General features: G+C 39.2%; 19 protein-coding genes. 15 read left to right on the top strand and 4 right to left on the bottom strand.

Going from position 1 to position 18,499, the window contains the following annotated elements; all coding sequences use genetic code 11:
• From AC1DVK_RS17215 to arsC, 13 genes are all read left to right on the top strand, one after another.
• Window positions 1-328, top strand: a 328-nt coding sequence (locus AC1DVK_RS17215; RefSeq protein WP_477626972.1) for a M14 family metallopeptidase, incomplete at its 5' end; no start/stop codon positions are given.
• A 48-nt stretch (window positions 329-376) separates the two neighbouring features.
• Window positions 377-697 (top strand): DUF3889 domain-containing protein, encoded by a 321-nt coding sequence (locus AC1DVK_RS17210; RefSeq protein WP_410862779.1) that lies wholly within the window; start codon window positions 377-379, stop codon window positions 695-697.
• Between the two features lie 246 nt (window positions 698-943).
• Window positions 944-1,825, top strand: a complete 882-nt coding sequence (locus AC1DVK_RS17205; RefSeq protein ID WP_061461871.1) for a radical SAM/SPASM domain-containing protein — start codon at window positions 944-946, stop codon at window positions 1,823-1,825.
• Window positions 1,826-2,029: 204 nt separating this feature from the next.
• Window positions 2,030-2,872 carry a MurR/RpiR family transcriptional regulator gene (locus AC1DVK_RS17200; protein WP_477626971.1) on the top strand — a complete coding sequence of 281 codons (843 nt, stop codon included), beginning with the start codon at window positions 2,030-2,032 and terminating at the stop codon, window positions 2,870-2,872.
• 52 nt (window positions 2,873-2,924) lie between these two features.
• Window positions 2,925-4,079, top strand: coding sequence for a M20 peptidase aminoacylase family protein (locus AC1DVK_RS17195; protein ID WP_410862777.1), 1,155 nt, complete (start codon window positions 2,925-2,927; stop codon window positions 4,077-4,079).
• Window positions 4,072-4,866 (top strand): GNAT family N-acetyltransferase, encoded by a 795-nt coding sequence (locus tag AC1DVK_RS17190; RefSeq protein WP_477626970.1) that lies wholly within the window; start codon window positions 4,072-4,074, stop codon window positions 4,864-4,866. Before AC1DVK_RS17195 ends, AC1DVK_RS17190 begins: the two co-directional genes overlap by 8 nt.
• Before the next feature lie 13 nt (window positions 4,867-4,879).
• A complete protein-coding gene (gene menC, locus AC1DVK_RS17185; RefSeq protein WP_477626969.1) occupies window positions 4,880-5,989 on the top strand; it encodes an o-succinylbenzoate synthase in 1,110 nt (369 codons plus the stop codon).
• Between the two features lie 3 nt (window positions 5,990-5,992).
• Window positions 5,993-6,157, top strand: a complete 165-nt coding sequence (locus AC1DVK_RS17180; protein ID WP_477626968.1) for a hypothetical protein — start codon at window positions 5,993-5,995, stop codon at window positions 6,155-6,157.
• Window position 6,158: 1 nt separating this feature from the next.
• Window positions 6,159-7,238 carry a YkvI family membrane protein gene (locus AC1DVK_RS17175; protein ID WP_289320914.1) on the top strand — a complete coding sequence of 360 codons (1,080 nt, stop codon included), beginning with the start codon at window positions 6,159-6,161 and terminating at the stop codon, window positions 7,236-7,238.
• Window positions 7,239-7,406: 168 nt separating this feature from the next.
• The gene (locus AC1DVK_RS17170; protein WP_125163484.1) at window positions 7,407-8,822 is read left to right on the top strand and encodes a SpoVR family protein; all 1,416 of its coding nucleotides are present in this window, start codon (window positions 7,407-7,409) and stop codon (window positions 8,820-8,822) included.
• 305 nt (window positions 8,823-9,127) lie between these two features.
• A complete protein-coding gene (locus AC1DVK_RS17165; protein ID WP_289320913.1) occupies window positions 9,128-9,475 on the top strand; it encodes an ArsR/SmtB family transcription factor in 348 nt (115 codons plus the stop codon).
• Window positions 9,476-9,493: 18 nt separating this feature from the next.
• Complete coding sequence (locus AC1DVK_RS17160; protein WP_477626967.1) at window positions 9,494-10,792, top strand: arsenic transporter; 1,299 nt, start codon at window positions 9,494-9,496, stop codon at window positions 10,790-10,792.
• A 33-nt stretch (window positions 10,793-10,825) separates the two neighbouring features.
• Entirely contained in the window at window positions 10,826-11,245 is a 420-nt protein-coding gene (arsC, locus tag AC1DVK_RS17155; RefSeq protein ID WP_061461879.1) for an arsenate reductase (thioredoxin), read from the top strand.
• Between the two features lie 223 nt (window positions 11,246-11,468).
• On the opposite strand, the gene AC1DVK_RS17150 is transcribed toward arsC, so the two are convergent.
• Complete coding sequence (locus AC1DVK_RS17150) at window positions 11,469-12,266, bottom strand: SurA N-terminal domain-containing protein (RefSeq protein ID WP_089364474.1); 798 nt, start codon at window positions 12,264-12,266, stop codon at window positions 11,469-11,471.
• 572 nt (window positions 12,267-12,838) lie between these two features.
• Between AC1DVK_RS17150 and AC1DVK_RS17145 the strand changes: the two genes are divergently transcribed.
• Window positions 12,839-14,044: a metallophosphoesterase family protein gene (locus tag AC1DVK_RS17145; protein WP_477626966.1), complete on the top strand. Its 1,206-nt coding sequence runs from the start codon at window positions 12,839-12,841 to the stop codon at window positions 14,042-14,044.
• Window positions 14,045-14,369: 325 nt separating this feature from the next.
• Here AC1DVK_RS17145 and AC1DVK_RS17140 read toward each other — a convergent pair whose 3' ends face one another.
• The 3 genes from AC1DVK_RS17140 to AC1DVK_RS17130 are packed head-to-tail and all read right to left on the bottom strand — an operon-like array spanning window position 14,370 to window position 16,900.
• Window positions 14,370-14,921 carry a TVP38/TMEM64 family protein gene (locus AC1DVK_RS17140; RefSeq protein WP_477626965.1) on the bottom strand — a complete coding sequence of 184 codons (552 nt, stop codon included), beginning with the start codon at window positions 14,919-14,921 and terminating at the stop codon, window positions 14,370-14,372.
• Between the two features lies 1 nt (window position 14,922).
• A complete protein-coding gene (locus tag AC1DVK_RS17135; protein ID WP_410862767.1) occupies window positions 14,923-15,597 on the bottom strand; it encodes a response regulator transcription factor in 675 nt (224 codons plus the stop codon).
• The gene (locus tag AC1DVK_RS17130) at window positions 15,572-16,900 is read right to left on the bottom strand and encodes a sensor histidine kinase (protein ID WP_477626964.1); all 1,329 of its coding nucleotides are present in this window, start codon (window positions 16,898-16,900) and stop codon (window positions 15,572-15,574) included. Before AC1DVK_RS17130 ends, AC1DVK_RS17135 begins: the two co-directional genes overlap by 26 nt.
• Window positions 16,901-17,843: 943 nt before the next feature.
• Between AC1DVK_RS17130 and AC1DVK_RS17125 the strand changes: the two genes are divergently transcribed.
• Entirely contained in the window at window positions 17,844-18,479 is a 636-nt protein-coding gene (locus AC1DVK_RS17125; RefSeq protein ID WP_477626963.1) for a hypothetical protein, read from the top strand.
• Window positions 18,480-18,499 lie beyond the last annotated feature (20 nt).

Raw genomic sequence — 18,499 nt, 5'->3', positions numbered from 1 at the left:
TCTTGCTGTTGCCTATCATACCTCAGGAAGGGAAATCTTTTGGCATTACAAAAATAAACGGGAAAATATGGTGAGGGATTATGGGATTGCCAAAAAAACATCGGAATTGACTGGGTATGAACTGACCTTTCCGGAAAAAGAAGCGGTAGGAAGTGGATTTACGGATTGGTTCATAACTGAATTCCACCGCCCGGGAATGACAATCGAACTTAGTTATTTAGTGGATGAAACCAATCCTCCATTGAGTGTATTTCCTGAGGAATGGAAAAGGAATCGATCAGTTGGAATCATGCTTGTTAAAGAAGCGATGCAGCTGCATAACAAATGAACAATCTTACATAATAATATTAAGAGGAAAATATGAGGAGGAAGAATTTTGAAAAAAGTCATCGTGATGTTAATGGGGATTTTTTTGATTATACAAGCAGGGTCCATTTCAACACAGGCCCAAAAACCCGATTACGAAAAATACGGAAAGATTGCGATTGCCGTAGTGCAGGCAGATTATCCTGAAGTTGAGGTTACCGATTACGAATATAAGGGTAGGAAAACTATAGCGGAAAATCTTGTCGAAGATGCTTTCATCTTTTTAGTCGCGGATAAGGGAAATGAGTTCAATGTTATCGTGACCGTACAACATGATTTGAAAAATGAAAAATTACTTAGTTTAAAGGTCACTGAGCAAAAAAGAAAGTAAATTCAGAACAAAAATAAAAGGTTTGAATTTTAGCCAACATCTTCACCTCGAGAAGATGTTTTTTTCTGATTTCTTTAAAGGATTGTCCGGGAAATGGTGGATATCGGATTAGTTGCCACAGTGAAGTGATACCTATCCATTCCTTGATATCCGCTGCCATGAAGTTTTCATTGCATTTATGAGCAGCTAACCAGTATAGTTAGTATCAGATTGAAACAATAAGCTTGATTGTAGGGGTATTAGAAAATGAGAAAGTTTAAGAAAGTTTATGTAGAAATTACAAATATATGTAACTTGAAGTGTAATTTTTGTCCAAGCTCCAGCTTGCAAAGGACTCTTAAATTCATGGATCCTGAAGGGTTTACACATGTAATCGAGAAAATCAAACCGCACACCGATCACATTTATTTTCATCTGATGGGTGAACCCTTTTTAAATAAAAATTTGGGTACATTCTTGGATATCAGTGCAGAAAATGGCCTAAAGGTGAATATAACAACGAACGGTACTTTGATTCAAAAGGTCAAAGAAAAGCTGCTCTCCAAAAAAGCCCTTCGTCAGGTGAATATTTCACTTCATAGCTTCGAGGCAAACGATACGAGCAATAGTCTCGACTCATATGTCAGTAATATTGCCGATTTCATAAATGAGGCAAATGAAAAAAGTGAAATGATTTGTGCCATTCGTTTATGGAATATGGATACGGATGAACTAAAAGCGAGTAATGGCCTGAACGACGATATTCTCAGCATGTTGGAGGAGAAGCTTTCATTGGACATTCGTTTAAGTGAAGCTCTTCAGCAGAAGAATAATATTAAATTGAAGGACCGTGTTTATATAAACATGGCTGAAAAATTCGAGTGGCCAGAATTGGACCGTGACATTATCGATGAGAATATTTTCTGCTATGCTCTTAGAGATCAGTTAGGCATTTTGGTGGATGGTACAGTCGTACCTTGTTGTTTGGATAGTGAAGGGAAAATTCCACTGGGGAATATATTTGAAACGTCACTTGAAGATATTTTAAATGGTGAACGGGCTAAAAATATGTATGATGGTTTTTCAAGAAGATGTGCAGTTGAAGAATTATGTAAACGATGTGGCTATGCAAAGCGTCATAAAAAATAAATAAAGATAAGGAAACCATGGAGTTCATCTTCGTGGTTTTTTGTAATTGAGGTACATTGACATTTCTTTTTATTAAAAATTCTGAATATTATTGTTTTATTAAAAGTCCCATGATAAAATACTCTTTATTATTGATGAAGTAAAAACTTCATATTGTCATATTAGAAGTTTTGGATTCATATCTTGCTTCAGAGGGGATTTTTTATGGAATTACAGCAAAAAGTTAAAGAAGTATTCCCTGGTTTATCAACTGGCCAAAAAAAGGTAGCAAAATACTTGTTAGTACATTCACATACATTTGCAGTCACTTCAGCTCAAAAGCTCGGGAATGATATAGGTGTGAGTGAAACGACCATCATCCGCTTTTGTTATTCATTGGGGTTAAGTGGATTTGCGGAACTTCAAAAACTTATTCGAAATCAGTTGATATTCGAGAGCAGCAGTTTGAATGAATATCATTCTTCAAAACTTGAAGCTGCGAATCAACCAAACTTCATGGCTCAAGTGATGGGGCAGGATATCGTCAGTATCGAAAAGACAATCAAAAATTTATCAAATGAAGATTTTTCTAAAACAGTTGATAAATTGGCGGCAGCCGACAATGTTTTGATATCCGGACATCGGTTATCATTTTCTGCGGCACATTGGTTAACCTTTACACTGAGGCTTGTGAGGGAGGAGGTCCATTTATATAGGCCGGATACTGATGATATTTTTTTACTGATGAATAAAATGACTGAAAATTCCGTCTTTGTAGCCATTTCATTTCACCGTTATGTGAAAGAAACTGTGAAAATTACGGAAATGGCTAAACAAGCGGGTGCATTTGTAATTGGCGTATCGGATTCTGAATTGGCTCCGATTGCTGACTACACTGACATTTTATTGCCTATTTCAACACCTAGGACTTCCACTATCGATACGGCACCGGTTTTATTTTCATTATTGAATAGTATAGTAGCTGGTGTATCGATTAAAGATGAACAGGGTTTTAAAAAAAGAAAGGCTATATATGATGCGTTCAATCAAGACGAATATTTCTTTTGAAATTAAGTCATAAGTCAAGCCAATTAAGCCGGTAGTTAAGGGGGAGACAGAAATGGATATCAAACTAACAATCGAAAAATTAAGGCCGCGTATCATCGATATCTTCGACCAGTTACACGCAAATCCTGAAACGAGTTGGAATGAAGTGAGTACGACAGCATTCATTTCCAATATTTTAATGGAAAATCAATGCAAGGTAAAATCATTCGAAGACTGTACAGGAGTGATTGGGGAAATCGGGGATGGGAATTTCACAGTCGGGTTACGATCGGATATCGATGCACTTTGGCAGGAGGTGCATGGGACGTTTCAGGCCAATCATTCATGTGGACACGATGGGCATATGACCTTGGCGCTTGGAGTTTTCCTGGTATTGAAGGAAATGGACTTTCGACCAAGAGGTAAGCTGAAATTCATTTTTCAGCCTGCTGAAGAGAAAGGTACGGGCGCCTTGAAGATGATTGAAGAGAAAGTTTTGGATGATGTCGATTTCCTTTATGGAGTGCACTTAAGGCCAGTTGAGGAAGTGAAGGATGGGCAGGCGGCTCCAGCCATTGTCCATGGGGCTGCCCAGTTCATTAAAGGAGAAATAGCGGGGACGGATGCGCATGGAGCCAGACCGCATCAAGGGCAAAATGCCATCGAGATAGGAGCAGCATTCGTCACTTTATTAAATGGTATCCATCTCAATCCGTCCATCCCTTATTCAGTAAAAATGACGCAGTTTTTTGCTGGGGGCGAAAGTTCCAATATCATCCCAGGGAGAGCCACTTTCTCATTGGATTTAAGGGCTCAGGATAATGCTGTCATGGAAGAGCTCACCAAAAAGGTGGAAAAAGTTGCCGAATCCTTGGCCATTGTCCATGGAGTTGAAATGAAACTCGAACCGGGAACCAACGTTGCTGCAGCAATCGTGAACGAACAAGCCCAGGAAATAATGGCTGAAGCGATAGCCGATACACTCGGAGAAGAAAATCTGGTAGCGCCTGTCATTACAACTGGAGGAGAGGATTTTCATTTTTATACGCTGAAAAGACCCAAGCTCAAAGCGACGATGCTTGGGTTGGGATGTAATTTGACACCAGGGCTCCATCATCCGAACATGACGTTCAACAAAGATGCTTTGTTATCGGGAATTGAAATCCTGACTAAGGCCATCATATTCACTTTCGAGAAATATGGCGAGGGGGGACACCTACATGACTGATGAATTAATCATTAAATCCCTAACAACACTAGAGGACTTACAAGAAGTGCAGCGTCTTGAAATCCTTGTATGGGGCATGGATTGCGTTCCTACCCATCAGACGATTACCGCAGTCAAAAACGGAGGGCTTGTTTTAGGCGGTTACCTCAATGACCAGTTAGTTGGATTTCAATACAGTTTCCCGGGATTCAAGGATGGAAGGGTGTTTCTTTGTTCACATATGTTAGCCATCCATCCGGCTCATCAAAAGAAGGGCTACGGCAGATTACTTAAACTGGCACAAAAAGAAGAAGCGCTCAAAAAAGGCTACAATCTAATTACATGGACATATGATCCATTGGAAAGTGTGAACGCAAACTTGAATATCGGTAAACTAAAAGCGGTTTGTTCAACATATATGGAAGATTGTTATGGAAATATGAAGGATACCCTCAATGAAGGATTGTCCACTGATCGTTTCATGGTGGAATGGAATATAGGGCAGGGAGCAAAGGAAGAGACACCGCTTCCTGATAAAGCCATACACATCGTAACGACAGAAATGAATGACCAAGGCTTTCCTTACATCAAGGATTATCATTTGGAAACCAATGCCGACGTGATCGCCATTCCCATTCCGACAGATATTCAAAAAATCAAAAAAGATGATCTCCGCCTTGCGATTGATTGGCGGTTAAAAACCGGTGAATTATTCAAAGCTTTTTTTGCCAAAGGATATGTTGCAGCCGGGATCGAACGGGAACAAGGTGAAACCATTCAAAACTATTTATTAAAAAAACAAGAATAAGAGGGGAATCGGGATGAAAATAACAGAAGTGCGTTTACGTCATTTAAATATGGATTTGGTAGCTCCCTTTACAACAAGTTTTGGAACATTTGTAGATAAGGAATTCATACTTGTAGAAGTGAAAAATGAAGAGGGGCTTTCGGGCTGGGCTGAATCTGTGGCGTTTTCAGCACCTTGGTATAACGAAGAAACCATAAAAACCAATTGGACCATGCTGGAGGATTTCCTGATTCCGCTTGTATTGAATAAAGAAATAGAGCATCCTCGTGATGTATCGGATATGTTCTCGCATATTCGCAAAAATAATATGGCAAAATCGGCAATCGAGGGGGCCATCTGGGATTTATATGCGAAAGAAAAGAATATTCCATTAAGTATGGCTTTAGGCGGGGAACTAAAAAAAATCGATGTTGGAATCAGCATCGGCATCCAAAAAACGGTACCTGAATTACTGGCGAAGATAGAAGCTGGATTGAGAGATGGGTATAAAAGAATCAAAATCAAAATACAACCAGGATGGGATGTAGATGTAATCAGGGAAGTACGCAGTCGATATCCCGATGTTCCGATCATGGCGGATGCAAACTCCGCTTACCGGCTGAAAGACATCGAATTACTGAAACAACTTGATCAATTTGATTTAATGATGATCGAGCAGCCCTTGTCATCAGACGATATTGTCGATCATGCCACATTACAGGCAGAAATCAAAACACCGATTTGCTTGGATGAAAGTATACATTCCGTGGAAGATGCAAGAAAAGCCCTTGAATTGGGAAGCTGTAAAATCATTAATATTAAGATCGGCAGGGTTGGCGGTTTAACGGAAGCAATGAAAATACATGAATTATGTAAAGAAAGAAATGTTCCGGTTTGGTGCGGAGGCATGTTGGAATCCGGTGTGGGGCGTGCCCATAATATCGCATTGACAACACTTGATAACTTCACGATGCCTGGTGATACGGCAGCATCCGCGAATTATTGGCATAAGGACATCATTCAACCAGAGGTTACAGTGGAAGATGGAGTCATAACTGTGCCAAAGGCGGCAGGCATTGGCTATGAAGTCAATTACGCTGCGGTCGATGAATTCACTTCCCATTGTAAAAGATATACCAAATGATAAATGACCAAGAGTTGGAATAATGGCTCTACCCAGCTTCATGGGCGATGGATCGTTAACATTACTGAAGCTGGGAAGCTATTACGGATCAGGGATTGTGATGAACGGGAAGACATTTCATTTAATCGAAGTTATCAGAATAATCTTTTAATTAGGGCGGTGGTCTGATATGAAAAACAGTGTAAATCTTGCAGGGGCATATATTGGAATCATCATTGGAGCAGGCTTTGCTTCAGGACAAGAAGTATTACAATTCTTCACTAGCTTTGGAATCTACAGTGTATTGGGAATTGTGGTTGCGACAGCTTTATTCGCGTTCTTAGGCATGCAGGTTACGCAATTGGGGAGCACTTTGCAAACGCGCTCCCATAAAAGCATCATCGAACATATTTGTGGCCGCTATTTAGGCAGGGTGGTCGATGTTATTATCACATTTTTCTTGTTTGGCGTTACTGTCATCATGATTGCTGGTTCCGGAACGATTTTTGAAGAACAATTCGGGATTCCCAGTATAGTTGGTGCAATTGTCATGGCAGTGCTGACGATTGGCACGCTCTTACTTAATGTTAATAAAATAATGTCCATCATTAGTGCCGTCACACCGTTTTTATTTGTTATCATGATCATTATTTCAGGTTATTCATTTTTCACATCCGATCTAAGTTTCAATGAAATCATTTCATCTTCAAGTAAAGGAAATGCTGCAACCGGAAACTGGATAATGGGTTCATTACTTTATGTTTCATATAATATGACTGCCGGAATTGCCATGCTAGCCGTAATGGGAGGCACCTTCAAGAATAAGAAGGAGGCTGGTATTGGAGGAATTCTGGGAGGTATCGGATTGGGAATCTTGCTATTGTTAATCAATTTGGGGATGATGTCCGACTTGAAGGGTATAGAAGGCTCAGGAATGCCTACCCTTCATTTAGCGAATCAGATTTCTCCATGGTTGGGATATATCCTATCAATCATCCTTTTAGGAATGATTTATAATACCGCTGTCGGGATGCTGTATGCATTCACAGCCAGGTTGGTTCCTGCCGAAACGAGACGCTTTAAAATATCCGTGATAATGGTAGGGATCCTCGCCTTCCTTGCAAGTTTCGTTGGCTTCATAAAATTGGTTGGAACGGTATACCCCGTCACAGGATATTTAGGCTTTGTAATCATTGCAGCGCTTATCATTTCCTGGATTCGGTCAAAAGCGAAAAAGGGGGCAGTGAATACGGAATTCGCAAAATTTTAATAGAGTAGGGAAATTAAGATCGAGTACAGAACTGCATGAATCATTTGAACAGACATCTTCTTCATGGAGGTGTTTTTTTATTATCGAGGATCTTTACTCATGATCACGGCATTTTTCCTCCTTTTTTTCATACATTAGTTTAAAGGCGGAAGACAAGGGGGATATCGGATGAATGGAGCGGAGCAAAAGGCTCTGGAATATGCCATTAGTGAAATTACAGAAATAGCAACTGGATTCGGGTTGGATTTTTACCCGATGCGTTATGAAATTTGCCCATCAGAAATCATTTATACATTTGGTGCCTATGGGATGCCGACCCGTTTTTCTCATTGGAGCTTTGGGAAGCAGTTTCATAAAATGAAGCTGCAGTATGACTTTGGATTAAGTAAGATCTATGAACTGGTCATTAACTCTAATCCTTGTTACGCTTTTCTGCTGGACTCCAATTCACTAGTACAAAATAAATTGATTGTCGCCCACGTTTTGGCCCATTGTGATTTTTTTAAGAATAATGTACGTTTCAATAATACTAAGAGAGATATGGTGGAAAGTATGTCGGCAACGGCAGAAAGAATCCGTGAATATGAAATCCTGCATGGCAAAAAGGAAGTGGAAACTTTCCTTGATGCACTTTTAGCCATTGAAGAACATATCGATCCGTCGCTGATGAGACCGAAGCTTGCCTGGACGATGGAAGATGAGGAAGAAGAAGAGGAAGCAAAACCTACAGCCACACAATACGATGATTTATGGAATCTTGATAATAAGGATAAACCGAAGAAATCCAACATTAAAAAAAGAAAAAAATTCCCGCCAAGGCCAGAAAAGGATATTATGCTTTTCATTGAACAGTACAGCAGGGACCTATCCGATTGGCAACGGGATATCATGACGATGATCAGGGAAGAGATGCTTTATTTCTGGCCGCAGCTGGAAACGAAAATCATGAATGAAGGCTGGGCATCCTACTGGCATCAACGCATAATTCGTGAATTGGATTTATCCTCAGGGGAAGCCATTGAGTTCGCAAAACTGAACGCAGGTGTCGTTCAGCCATCAAAGACCAGCATAAATCCTTATTATCTCGGATTGAAAGTGCTTGAAGATATTGAAGAACGCTATGATAATCCAACCGAAGAAATGATCAAGCTGGGTGTCAAGCCTGGATCTGGCCGGGAAAAGATGTTCGAAGTCAGGGAAATCGAATCGGATATTTCCTTTCTCCGCAATTATTTGACCAAAGACCTGGTCATGCGGGAGGATATGTATTTATTCCAAAAGCAGGGCAAGGATTACAAAATCGTCGATAAGGCATGGGAACAGGTTCGTGATCAACTCGTCAGTATGAGGGTTAACGGCGGATTCCCCTATATCACAGTAAATGATGGAGACTACATGCGTAATGGGGAACTTTACCTAAAACATTGGTATGAAGATATTGAACTGGATCTGAAATATCTCGAAAAAGTCATGCCATATATCCATCAGCTTTGGGGCCGCTCCGTGCATATGGAATCAGTCATGGAAGGAAAAGAAGTCATGTTTTCCTATGATGGAAAAAGTATTCACAGGAAATATTTATAAACAAAAAACTGCCGGTAACTCGGCAGTTTTTTTGTTTCGTATGATTCCTTCACGAATTGTCATACCCTCCAACTTCTCCTTTCGCTCTCCATAAACGATACTTTCTTAACAAAAATTCTATATTTGATTAACTGCTATTCGCTGAGCAAGAAGGGGACGTTTTTGGGTAGTCAAACCAGAGTAAAGTTATATTAAATAAGATGTATAGTTTTTACTTGAGTATATAAGAATATGCTTATATAATGATGAAGAATTGATTTCATATAAGCATATACTTATTTAACTATTGAATAAGGAGGGGCAGTATGCAAATGAATGAAGCTTTGGATTTGGAAACCACCGCAAACATACTTAAATTACTAGGTGATAAAACCCGTTTGACCATGGTTAAGATCATGTCTGAACATGAATGCTGTGTCTGTGAATTTGTGGACCTGTTCGAAATGAGCCAGCCAGCTATCAGCCAACATTTACGAAAGTTGAAAGATAGTGGAATCGTGAATGAAGAGAGAAGGGGACAATGGATTTTTTACTCGTTAAACAAAACATCCTCATATTATTCATTTATTCTAACGGTCATCGGGGATTTGCCAAGTCAAAACTTAAAATTAGAAGAATTAACAGCACAAGGAAAACGGATTTGTTGTGACTAACTAGGAGGTACAACTTAAGTGGGTTCAGTTATTTTGGCAGTTATCATCTTTTTATTTACACTCATTCTCGTCATCTGGCAGCCAAAGGGACTGTCGATCGGATGGTCAGCTTGTGGCGGTGCGGTTTTGGCTTTACTTGTGGGAGTGGTGGATTTTGCGGATGTCATTGATGTGACATCGATTGTTTGGAACGCTACACTCGCCTTCATTGCCATCATCATCATCTCGCTCATTTTGGATGAGATAGGATTTTTTGAATGGGCAGCACTAAATATGGCTAGGGCAGCCAAGGGAAACGGAGTGAGGATGTTTGTTTATGTAAGTATTCTGGGTGCGCTTGTTGCTGCATTTTTTGCAAACGACGGAGCGGCCCTTATCCTTACACCAATTGTATTAGCGATGGTTCGTGCCTTGAAGTTTAGTGATAAAATGATTTTTCCATTTATCATCGCCAGTGGTTTTATTGCCGATACAACTTCATTACCTTTAGTGGTAAGCAATCTTGTAAACATAGTATCCGCAGACTTTTTCAGTATCAGTTTTGCCGGGTTTGCATCGAGAATGATCGTACCGGACATCTTTGCATTGGTAGCTAGCATCTTGGTTTTATATTTGTTTTTCCGTAAAAGCATTCCGAAGAATTATGATGTATCAAAACTTAAGAAGCCAGTGGAAGCCATTCGGGATCAAAGAATGTTTCGATTGTCCTGGATTGTTCTGGGGATTTTGCTTATTGGTTATTTTTCAAGTGAATTCATTGGGGTACCTGTATCCATCATTGCAGGCATCGTCGCCATTTTCTTCCTGATCATGGCTAGTAGGAGCCCGGCAGTCAACACGAAAACGGTTATTAAAGGCGCACCATGGGCAATTGTGTTTTTCTCGATTGGCATGTATGTTGTGGTTTACAGCCTGCGGAATGTTGGATTGACGAACGTATTAACGGATTTAATCCAAGTTACCGCCGATCAAGGATTATTTGCAGCAACGATTGGAATGGGCTTCATTGCCGCCATTCTCTCTTCGCTTATGAATAACATGCCAACCGTGATGATCGATGCACTTGCCATTTCCGATACCAATACTACCGGCGTTATCAAGGAAGGCCTTATATATGCAAATGTCATCGGTTCGGACTTGGGCCCGAAAATCACTCCGATCGGTTCTTTAGCTACATTGCTGTGGCTGCATGTACTATCGTTAAAAGGCGTGAAAATTTCATGGGGAACCTACTTTAAAACTGGAATCATCCTAACCATCCCAACATTGTTCATCACATTAGTTGGTTTATATATTTGGTTGCTCATCATACACTAAAGATTTACTCTACTCATGAAGGAGAGAAACAGCATGGCTAAAAAAACACTATACTTCTTATGTACTGGTAACTCTTGCAGAAGCCAAATGGCAGAGGCCTGGGGGAAGAAATACTTAAGTGAAGAATGGCAAGTTCTTAGTGCAGGGCTCGAAGCACACGGGTTAAATCCAAAGGCCGTAAAAGCAATGCATGAAGCGGGATTGGACATCACCAATCAAACATCAGATACCATCGACACTGACATATTAAATAATGCGGATTTTGTGGTTACTTTATGCGGCGATGCGGCAGACAAATGTCCAATGACGCCACCGCATGTTAAACGGGAACACTGGGGCTTTGATGATCCGGCAAAAGCGGAAGGAACTGATGAAGAAAAATGGGCTACCTTCCAACGTGTCCGTGATGAAATCAGAGAAAGAATCGAACGGTTCTCTAAAACGGGCGTATAAAAAATGAAAGGCCGTGAGTGATGATTGTCGATAAAAAAGTATAAATTGCTTGATTCATTTCATCAGCACTTTTCTTCAAAAGGATTTGAGTCAATTTGTCAGAATAGGGGACTTTGTTGCAGTTTTGTTATTAGGATGTCCATTAATCAAAAAAAACTGCACCTCAATTGTTAATGCTGTCTAACAATTGGGGTGCAGTTTAATTTGGCAGCTCTTTTAGTCATTAAATCTTAATATCGACCTTAGCATTTTTCTTAAGTTCTTCCACACGTTTCACAAGCATTTCTTGTTTCTTTTGCTGCTTTAGCTGTTCCTTGATTTGCGGCTTCATTTCTTCAAGTTTCTGTACCTTCTGCCCGCTTGCCTTAGCTTGCTTCGCATACTGGTCGTAGGACTTTTCAATTTCTTCGTCAGTTGGTTCATCCACTTTAATCTCTTTTTCAACATACTTCGTATATGGAATATTCTCTGCGATCTGAGCATTCAACATTTTTGAATTCAGGCCTGCCTTTTTCATCGCTTCCTTGAATTTCTCTTCATTTCCATATTGGTCTTTGATTTGGGCAAGTTGCTTTTCGATTTCAGCCTTGGAAGCTGTATAGCCCTTTTTATCAGCAGCCTGAAGAAGCAATGTTTGCCCTACTAAAGAGTCGAGCGTTTGCTTTTTAATTTGTTTGGCTCCCTCTTTTGATGTTGGGTCTTGTCCGAATTGCTGCATCTGCATTTGTGTCGTGGACAAAACGGTATTATATTCCGCACCTGAAATTTTTTCGTCATTGACGATGGCCACGGTTTTCTTTTCATCCACCTTTTGCTTGTCTAGTTCCTTCTGCATTTCTTCCATCTTTTTTTGCTGTTCCTCAGTTGCTTTAGCCGTTTCTTTCTCATTCTTGTTTTGCTGTTCCTCAGTTGTTTTAGTCTCTTTCCCGCCACTTTTTTTATCAGCTTCATCGTTCGAACCACAAGCTGTTAGAACAACTGCCAATAATCCAATAACGATTGGGTACAATAGTTTCTTCATATTCAGTCTCCTCTCGTATTCAGTGCTAAAAAAATCATCTAATGCGCATTATAAAGGAATTCCCCATTAAAACACAATATATTCATTCTTTTTTCCAGAAAACAGGAAGATAGTATAGGCATTTTCTCATTATATTCGGTATAAGATTCAAGGAAATGAACCAATTTACCCTGCATCGATTCAATAGCTGAAAAGAGATAGTCAGACTGGCATACACGACAAAAGGGAAAGCACATCGATCCATCCATAGCGGAGACAACCCTCTAATACCATATATCCCCGATGAATCAGTAAGGATTTTTTGATATCTTACACATTCCTTCCTCTATTGTTTTTTTACTTATCTTTCATATAACATTAATACCCCACTAATAATTTCATCTTATTATGAAGTAAGAACTGACCTTTATAGGGTGATTTTTGAAAAATGTAAGTTTGAAATCATATATATACAAATCCAATTTTTTGTTTACCATAATGGTTTTTTGAATTGGAACTACATAGTTAATTTGCTCACCATCGTATCGATACCCTATAAAACAGTTACTAGTAAGAGAATGGGAGTTTTATTAATGAATAATCAAGAACCGCATGAAGGGTTGGATAGACGGAATTTTATCAAGATAGGAGGAATGAGTACACTTGCCTTAACACTTGGATTCTCTGGACTTTCAGATGATTTATTTAGCACTGTAGCACTGGCAGAAGAAAAAGATGGCATGGCTCTTCAATTTAATCGTAATGGAAAATTAAAAATCGTTCAATTTAATGATACACAAGATGATGAACGTATTGATCGTAGAACATTACAGCTTATGGAGAAAGTGCTTGATACAGAAAAACCTGATTTTGTTGTGATTAATGGAGACATTATTACGGGTGGATGCGATACATCTATGGAGATGAAGCAAGCCATTAACAATGTCGCACACCCTATGGAACAAAGAGGAATCAAGTGGGCCATTACCTTTGGAAATCATGATGAAGATTCTACCCCGAAGGGCGGTCTTAATGAGGAAGACATGCTTAAAATCTATCTTTCTTATAAATGCAATATGAACAAGCCTACCGTCGAAGGTATTACTGGGACAGGTAACATGAATTTACTTATAAAGGATTCAAAAGGAAAAAAGGCAGCTTTCAACCTCTGGCTTCTTGACAGTGGAAGATATGCGCCAAAAACCATTGCAGGTCAAGATTTCCAAGGATATCCGACTTGGGACTGGCTTCGTTTTAATCAGGTGAACTGGTATTATGAGACGTCAAAAAAATTAGAGGGAAAATGGAAGAGAAAAATTCCTTCACTCGCTTTCATCCATATTCCTCTGTGGGAACACAGATTTATGTGGTATGCGAGCGTAGATCAAAGAGCTGACTCCAATCATGAGGTAGCCGTTAAAAAGCATAATATAGTAGGAGAAAGAAATGAAGAAGAGTGTATGGGACCAATTAATGGGGGGCTGTTTTCAGCGATGCTGGATAGAGGCGATGTCAAGGGCGTTTTTTGCGGTCATGATCATATAAACACTTATGTAGGTAATTATTACGGAATCCTGCTTGGTTATGCGGGCAGTACCGGGTTCGGCGCTTATGGTCTGCCGGGAGCTGAAAGGAACAGACTGCGCGGCGCCAGAGTATTTAATTTAGATGAAAATACAGCTGAGGTTCTAGTAGAAACGCACATGGTATTCGCAAAGGACTACGGAATCGATTTGACAGCTAATGATCAGAGTATTGATCCTGTGCCTCTAGAAAACAATAAGAAAGTAAAAATGTAAAGCGGTAAAGAGGTTTTAAGAACATTGATTGCATTTACTAGATTTTGTACAGAATTGTATATAAGGTAAATTTTACCGTTTGATTGATCGTTAAATAAAGTAGCAATTCTTTAATTTATATTTATAAGCTGAAAGCCGGGCGCATTTCTTGAATAACGAAATTATTGATTTATCCGTGTCAAATCATAATGTTGTAATACTACAAATAAGGATAGATAAAGCTGATTAGGTTCAATTTTTATCTATCCTTATATAATGTTTAACATTATTTATTTTAATGAAAATATAAAATAGTCTTCTTTTTACATGGTCTCCTACTATTTCATTACATTTCTTTTTTCTTACCCCTTTTAAAGTAATACAAGAGTGCGATGATCAAAATCAATAATACTAGAACAATCTTTACATCGTTTGAAGCCTTCATTGCTTGTGTCACCGAGTACGCCTCGACAAGGAGGGCAGGCAGTTTTCCGATGGATGTGGCGAGGAAGAAAATCATCACGCCCGTCTCGCTTAATGCTGCTGTAAGGTTGATTACGCCGGATGGTATAAAAGGTAGGATTCTAAGCATCAGAATCATCCAAAATGCATGGTAGCCTTGTGACTTTTGCAGCTGCATGACCCACCGGTTCTTCATGAATTTGGGTTTGAAAGTTTGAAAGCCCTTTCGATATAACCAAAAGCTGATTACTGCTCCGGAAATTTCTCCCATGTAAGAAAGGATCAATCCCTTTTCAAATCCAAATGCGGTGATATTGGCAGCCGTGATGAATACGCTTGGAATAAAACCAAGAACGCTAATCAATATGTTCAATACTAAACTTACAGCAATGAAAAAGGGTCCGCTGGTTGCTAATGCATCAGAAATGAAATCCATATCAATCCACAGAACTCCATTTATATCCGATGCCCCAGACCGTTTTCAAATGTTGGTCTACCGGAAAACCTGCATGGCGCAATTTCTCTCTAATATTGCGAATATGGGAATCGATTGTCCGATCTTCCGTATCCGTTTTAAATCCCCATATGGTCGAAAGTAGGTGATCCCTGGAATACACTTGGTCAGGGGATTTTAAAAACAAGCACAACATGGAAAACTCTTTTGGCGTTAATGGGATGGTTTTGGAATCATAATGCGCTTCATAAGCGGATTCATTTAAATGTATCCCCTTAAAGAACACACCTTGGTGATTATGTACTCTTCGTGTAACAGCTTCAATTCTGGCAAGTAAAACATCTTCATTAAAGGGTTTCGTTACATAATCGTCCGCACCCTTTTTCAACCCTTTCACCATTTCTTCTGCAGCATCCCGGGCGGTGAGCATGATTATGGGAATATTGGAAAACACCCGGATCCCTTCACATGTTTCCCATCCATCCATCTCAGGCATCATTACATCAAGAATGACAATGTCAGCATGTTCATGCTCTAAGAACAGTAAGGCTTCATGTCCAGATTTCATCTTAATGCAAGTATATCCGTGAGGTATAAGGTATAGCTCTATAAGATCAAGCATTCTCTGTTCATCATCGACCAGAACCACTGTCTTCATATTTTATCTCCTTAAATGTGATAATGAAGCACGTTCCTTGCTCCAAATTGCTTTTAACTGAAATGGTTCCACCTTGAACTTCCACTAATTGCTTGACGATGGAGAGCCCCAATCCGAATCCACCGGTATCTCTAGCGCGTGATTTCTCGACACGATATAATCGGTCAAAGATATGGGGTATATCTTCACTTGGAATGCCAACCCCTTGATCGATTATAGAGATGGAAATACTGCTAAGCGATTCAGTGGCTTTGATGGTAGTGACTGTATATTCGTTCGAGTACTTCAGTGCATTATCCAGCAGGTTAAGAATGACTTGCTCAAACCTTGAGGGATCAATATCTAAAAATAAATGATCCTTGCATACCAGGTGCAATTGAATTTTTTTATTTGTAAAAGCTGGTAACACTTTTTCATGAATGGTTTGCAGGAATGTAGAGAGCTGTACGGTTTCTTTTGAAATCGTAAATGTATTTACATCCATTCTAGCCAAATTGAATAGTTCGTCCAATAATCTGTTTAATCGTTGGGATTCATCATGGATGATCTCTAAGTATCGTGATCTTTCGGATGCATCCAATTCTTTTCGGCGGGCAATATCAGCGTAGCCCTTTATATAAGTTAGCGGCGTTCGCAGTTCATGAGAGATACTTGCCAAAAATTCATTGCGTTCCTTCTTTAAATAGTTCAATTCATTAGCCAAGCTTTGAATGGATTGGGCAAGTTCCCCAAGTTCATCATGAGATCGTACTGGTACAGCCACTGAAAAATTCCCTTTACTGAGTTTGGTGGTCGATTCTTTCATCGCAATAAGCGGTCTAGTCAAAGCTTTTGAAAGAAAATAAATGGTGATAATCATGAAGAAAAGGAGCAAAACAATTGCAAAGAGGAAATGTCTATTCAATTGAGCGATTAAATCTTCAACATCCCTCGTATCTTTGAACATATAGATATAGCCTTCATTTTTTTTATCACTGATAAATGGCGTAACGGTGGCTATATACCTTTCATCCTTCCAACTTGATTGGATGACGAGACCCTTTCGTGGTACTTGGGGAAGGTTTTTTTCTAAGATTTTTTTCATTCCCCCATTTACCTTTTCGGAAGATATCAGAATATCTCCTCTTGTATTCATTATCACGACATCTGTATCTGTATGTGATTCCATCAGGGCGATATGCTGAAGGGTTGAGTTTGAATAAGTGATTTCCAACACATCACGATGACTATTGCCACGGGCCTTCAGTGATTCCAATTCTTGATTGATACGGGAATGGATCACTTTATTATGTAAGTAAATCATGGAAACGGTTTCCATCAAAAAAATGCAAACAAAAATACATAGTCCCAACTTAAAGGAGATTTTCAAAATATTCACCTTCTTATTTGATGGAGTAAGTTTAGCAAAAAAGTATGAAGAAAGTATGCAGTTTTTTTCAATTTCTTCGCATCCTCTTAAACAACGATAATCCGAATGATGACAGGTTGCAAGAAGGACTTTAATGGACCCGAACCGCCATTTTTTTGTTTTGATATATGGACATGGGAATCAGTTTGTATTTTGGCATCCCTACAAATAACAAACGATGAATTTTTTTGTGCAAAATCTACTGGGGAATATATAACACTTTGGATAGTGACGGACCATTATCTTCCATGCTATCATTCATTATTTTTGGAATCGGTGAGAAACCTTCTACAGCAAGGGGAATTCGAAAGCCGAATTTTAGCAGAAGTTTGACAGCTTTTTCAGGTTCAAGGTTACCGCGGAACAGGTTTGAATCAAATTTAAAAGAACGCGGCGAACCTTATTTTAATCACGTATTACTGCCGATAAAAATCGGCAGTTTTTTTATTTTAGTCTACACAAAATATTTTGCATGTAGGAAACATTTTGTTGCGATTGAATACTATGTAAAAAAAGGAGCTGATTCATATGAGTTGTACAAACCGTACACAAAAAAAAATAATGGCTTATTCCGCAATATTCAAAAAAATGGGCATTCTCAATGATGAGGAATACAAAAATATCACGAAGACCTTTCAAACAAAGGATTGATGATGGGTACATTGATATTCATAAACTTTTATCTCGCATTAAACGGGCTGTAAAATCCCCGCCTTAAATTGATGAGGAGGGGGATTGCAGTCATACTTTATTGTCCTTCGGTTACAAAAAAAGGGATATATGGTATAGTTAGGGGTTCTTATGAAGGAAGTCGATTAAAAGGAGAGTATTAGATAGAATGAATGGAATATTTGACGCAGAAAAATATATGCATGCACCCTCTTTAATCCTTATTGCAATCAGTTGCATGCTGATTGGTATAGCATTTGCCATTATTTATAAAAAACAAGAAAGTCCTCCTAAGGCATGGAAGGCTCTCGTTGTGTTTGTACTAGGAATGATCACTTTTAGTTTTACTATTAATCTATCAGATGAGGTGGTTAGTGTACCCATTATCCCTATAGGAGTTGCTCTCTTATCATGGTTATTGAGAAGGAAAGGAAATGAAGGGCGGTGGCAGAGATTCCGTCGATTTGCCTGGCTCGGATTCCTATGGAATTTCATCTTTTTGGGTGCTTCACTTTTAGCCATACCGCTGGATGAAATGATGTATCCTAAGGCTGACATATCTACATATATGATGGACATTAAAAGGGCTTCGCTGATGGCGACGCATCCGAACTCCAAAGAAATCATTTTGAATAAAGAAGAGCTGGAAAGACAAATGAACAAGATGAAACAAAAAAAGATCGAGAGTGAATCTTGGTATTACGGAATCAATGAAGATAGCGGGTACAAAGAAATGTTCCCTTATATTTTGACAGGTACCGTTCCTAAAAAAGGAAGAGGTCTTGAAACAATCATTTTCATTTAAGAAGATGGAAAGGGTCTACT

The organism is Peribacillus sp. P4_B1, assembly GCF_056402395.1.
This window is presented reverse-complemented; position numbering and strand designations above follow the sequence as displayed.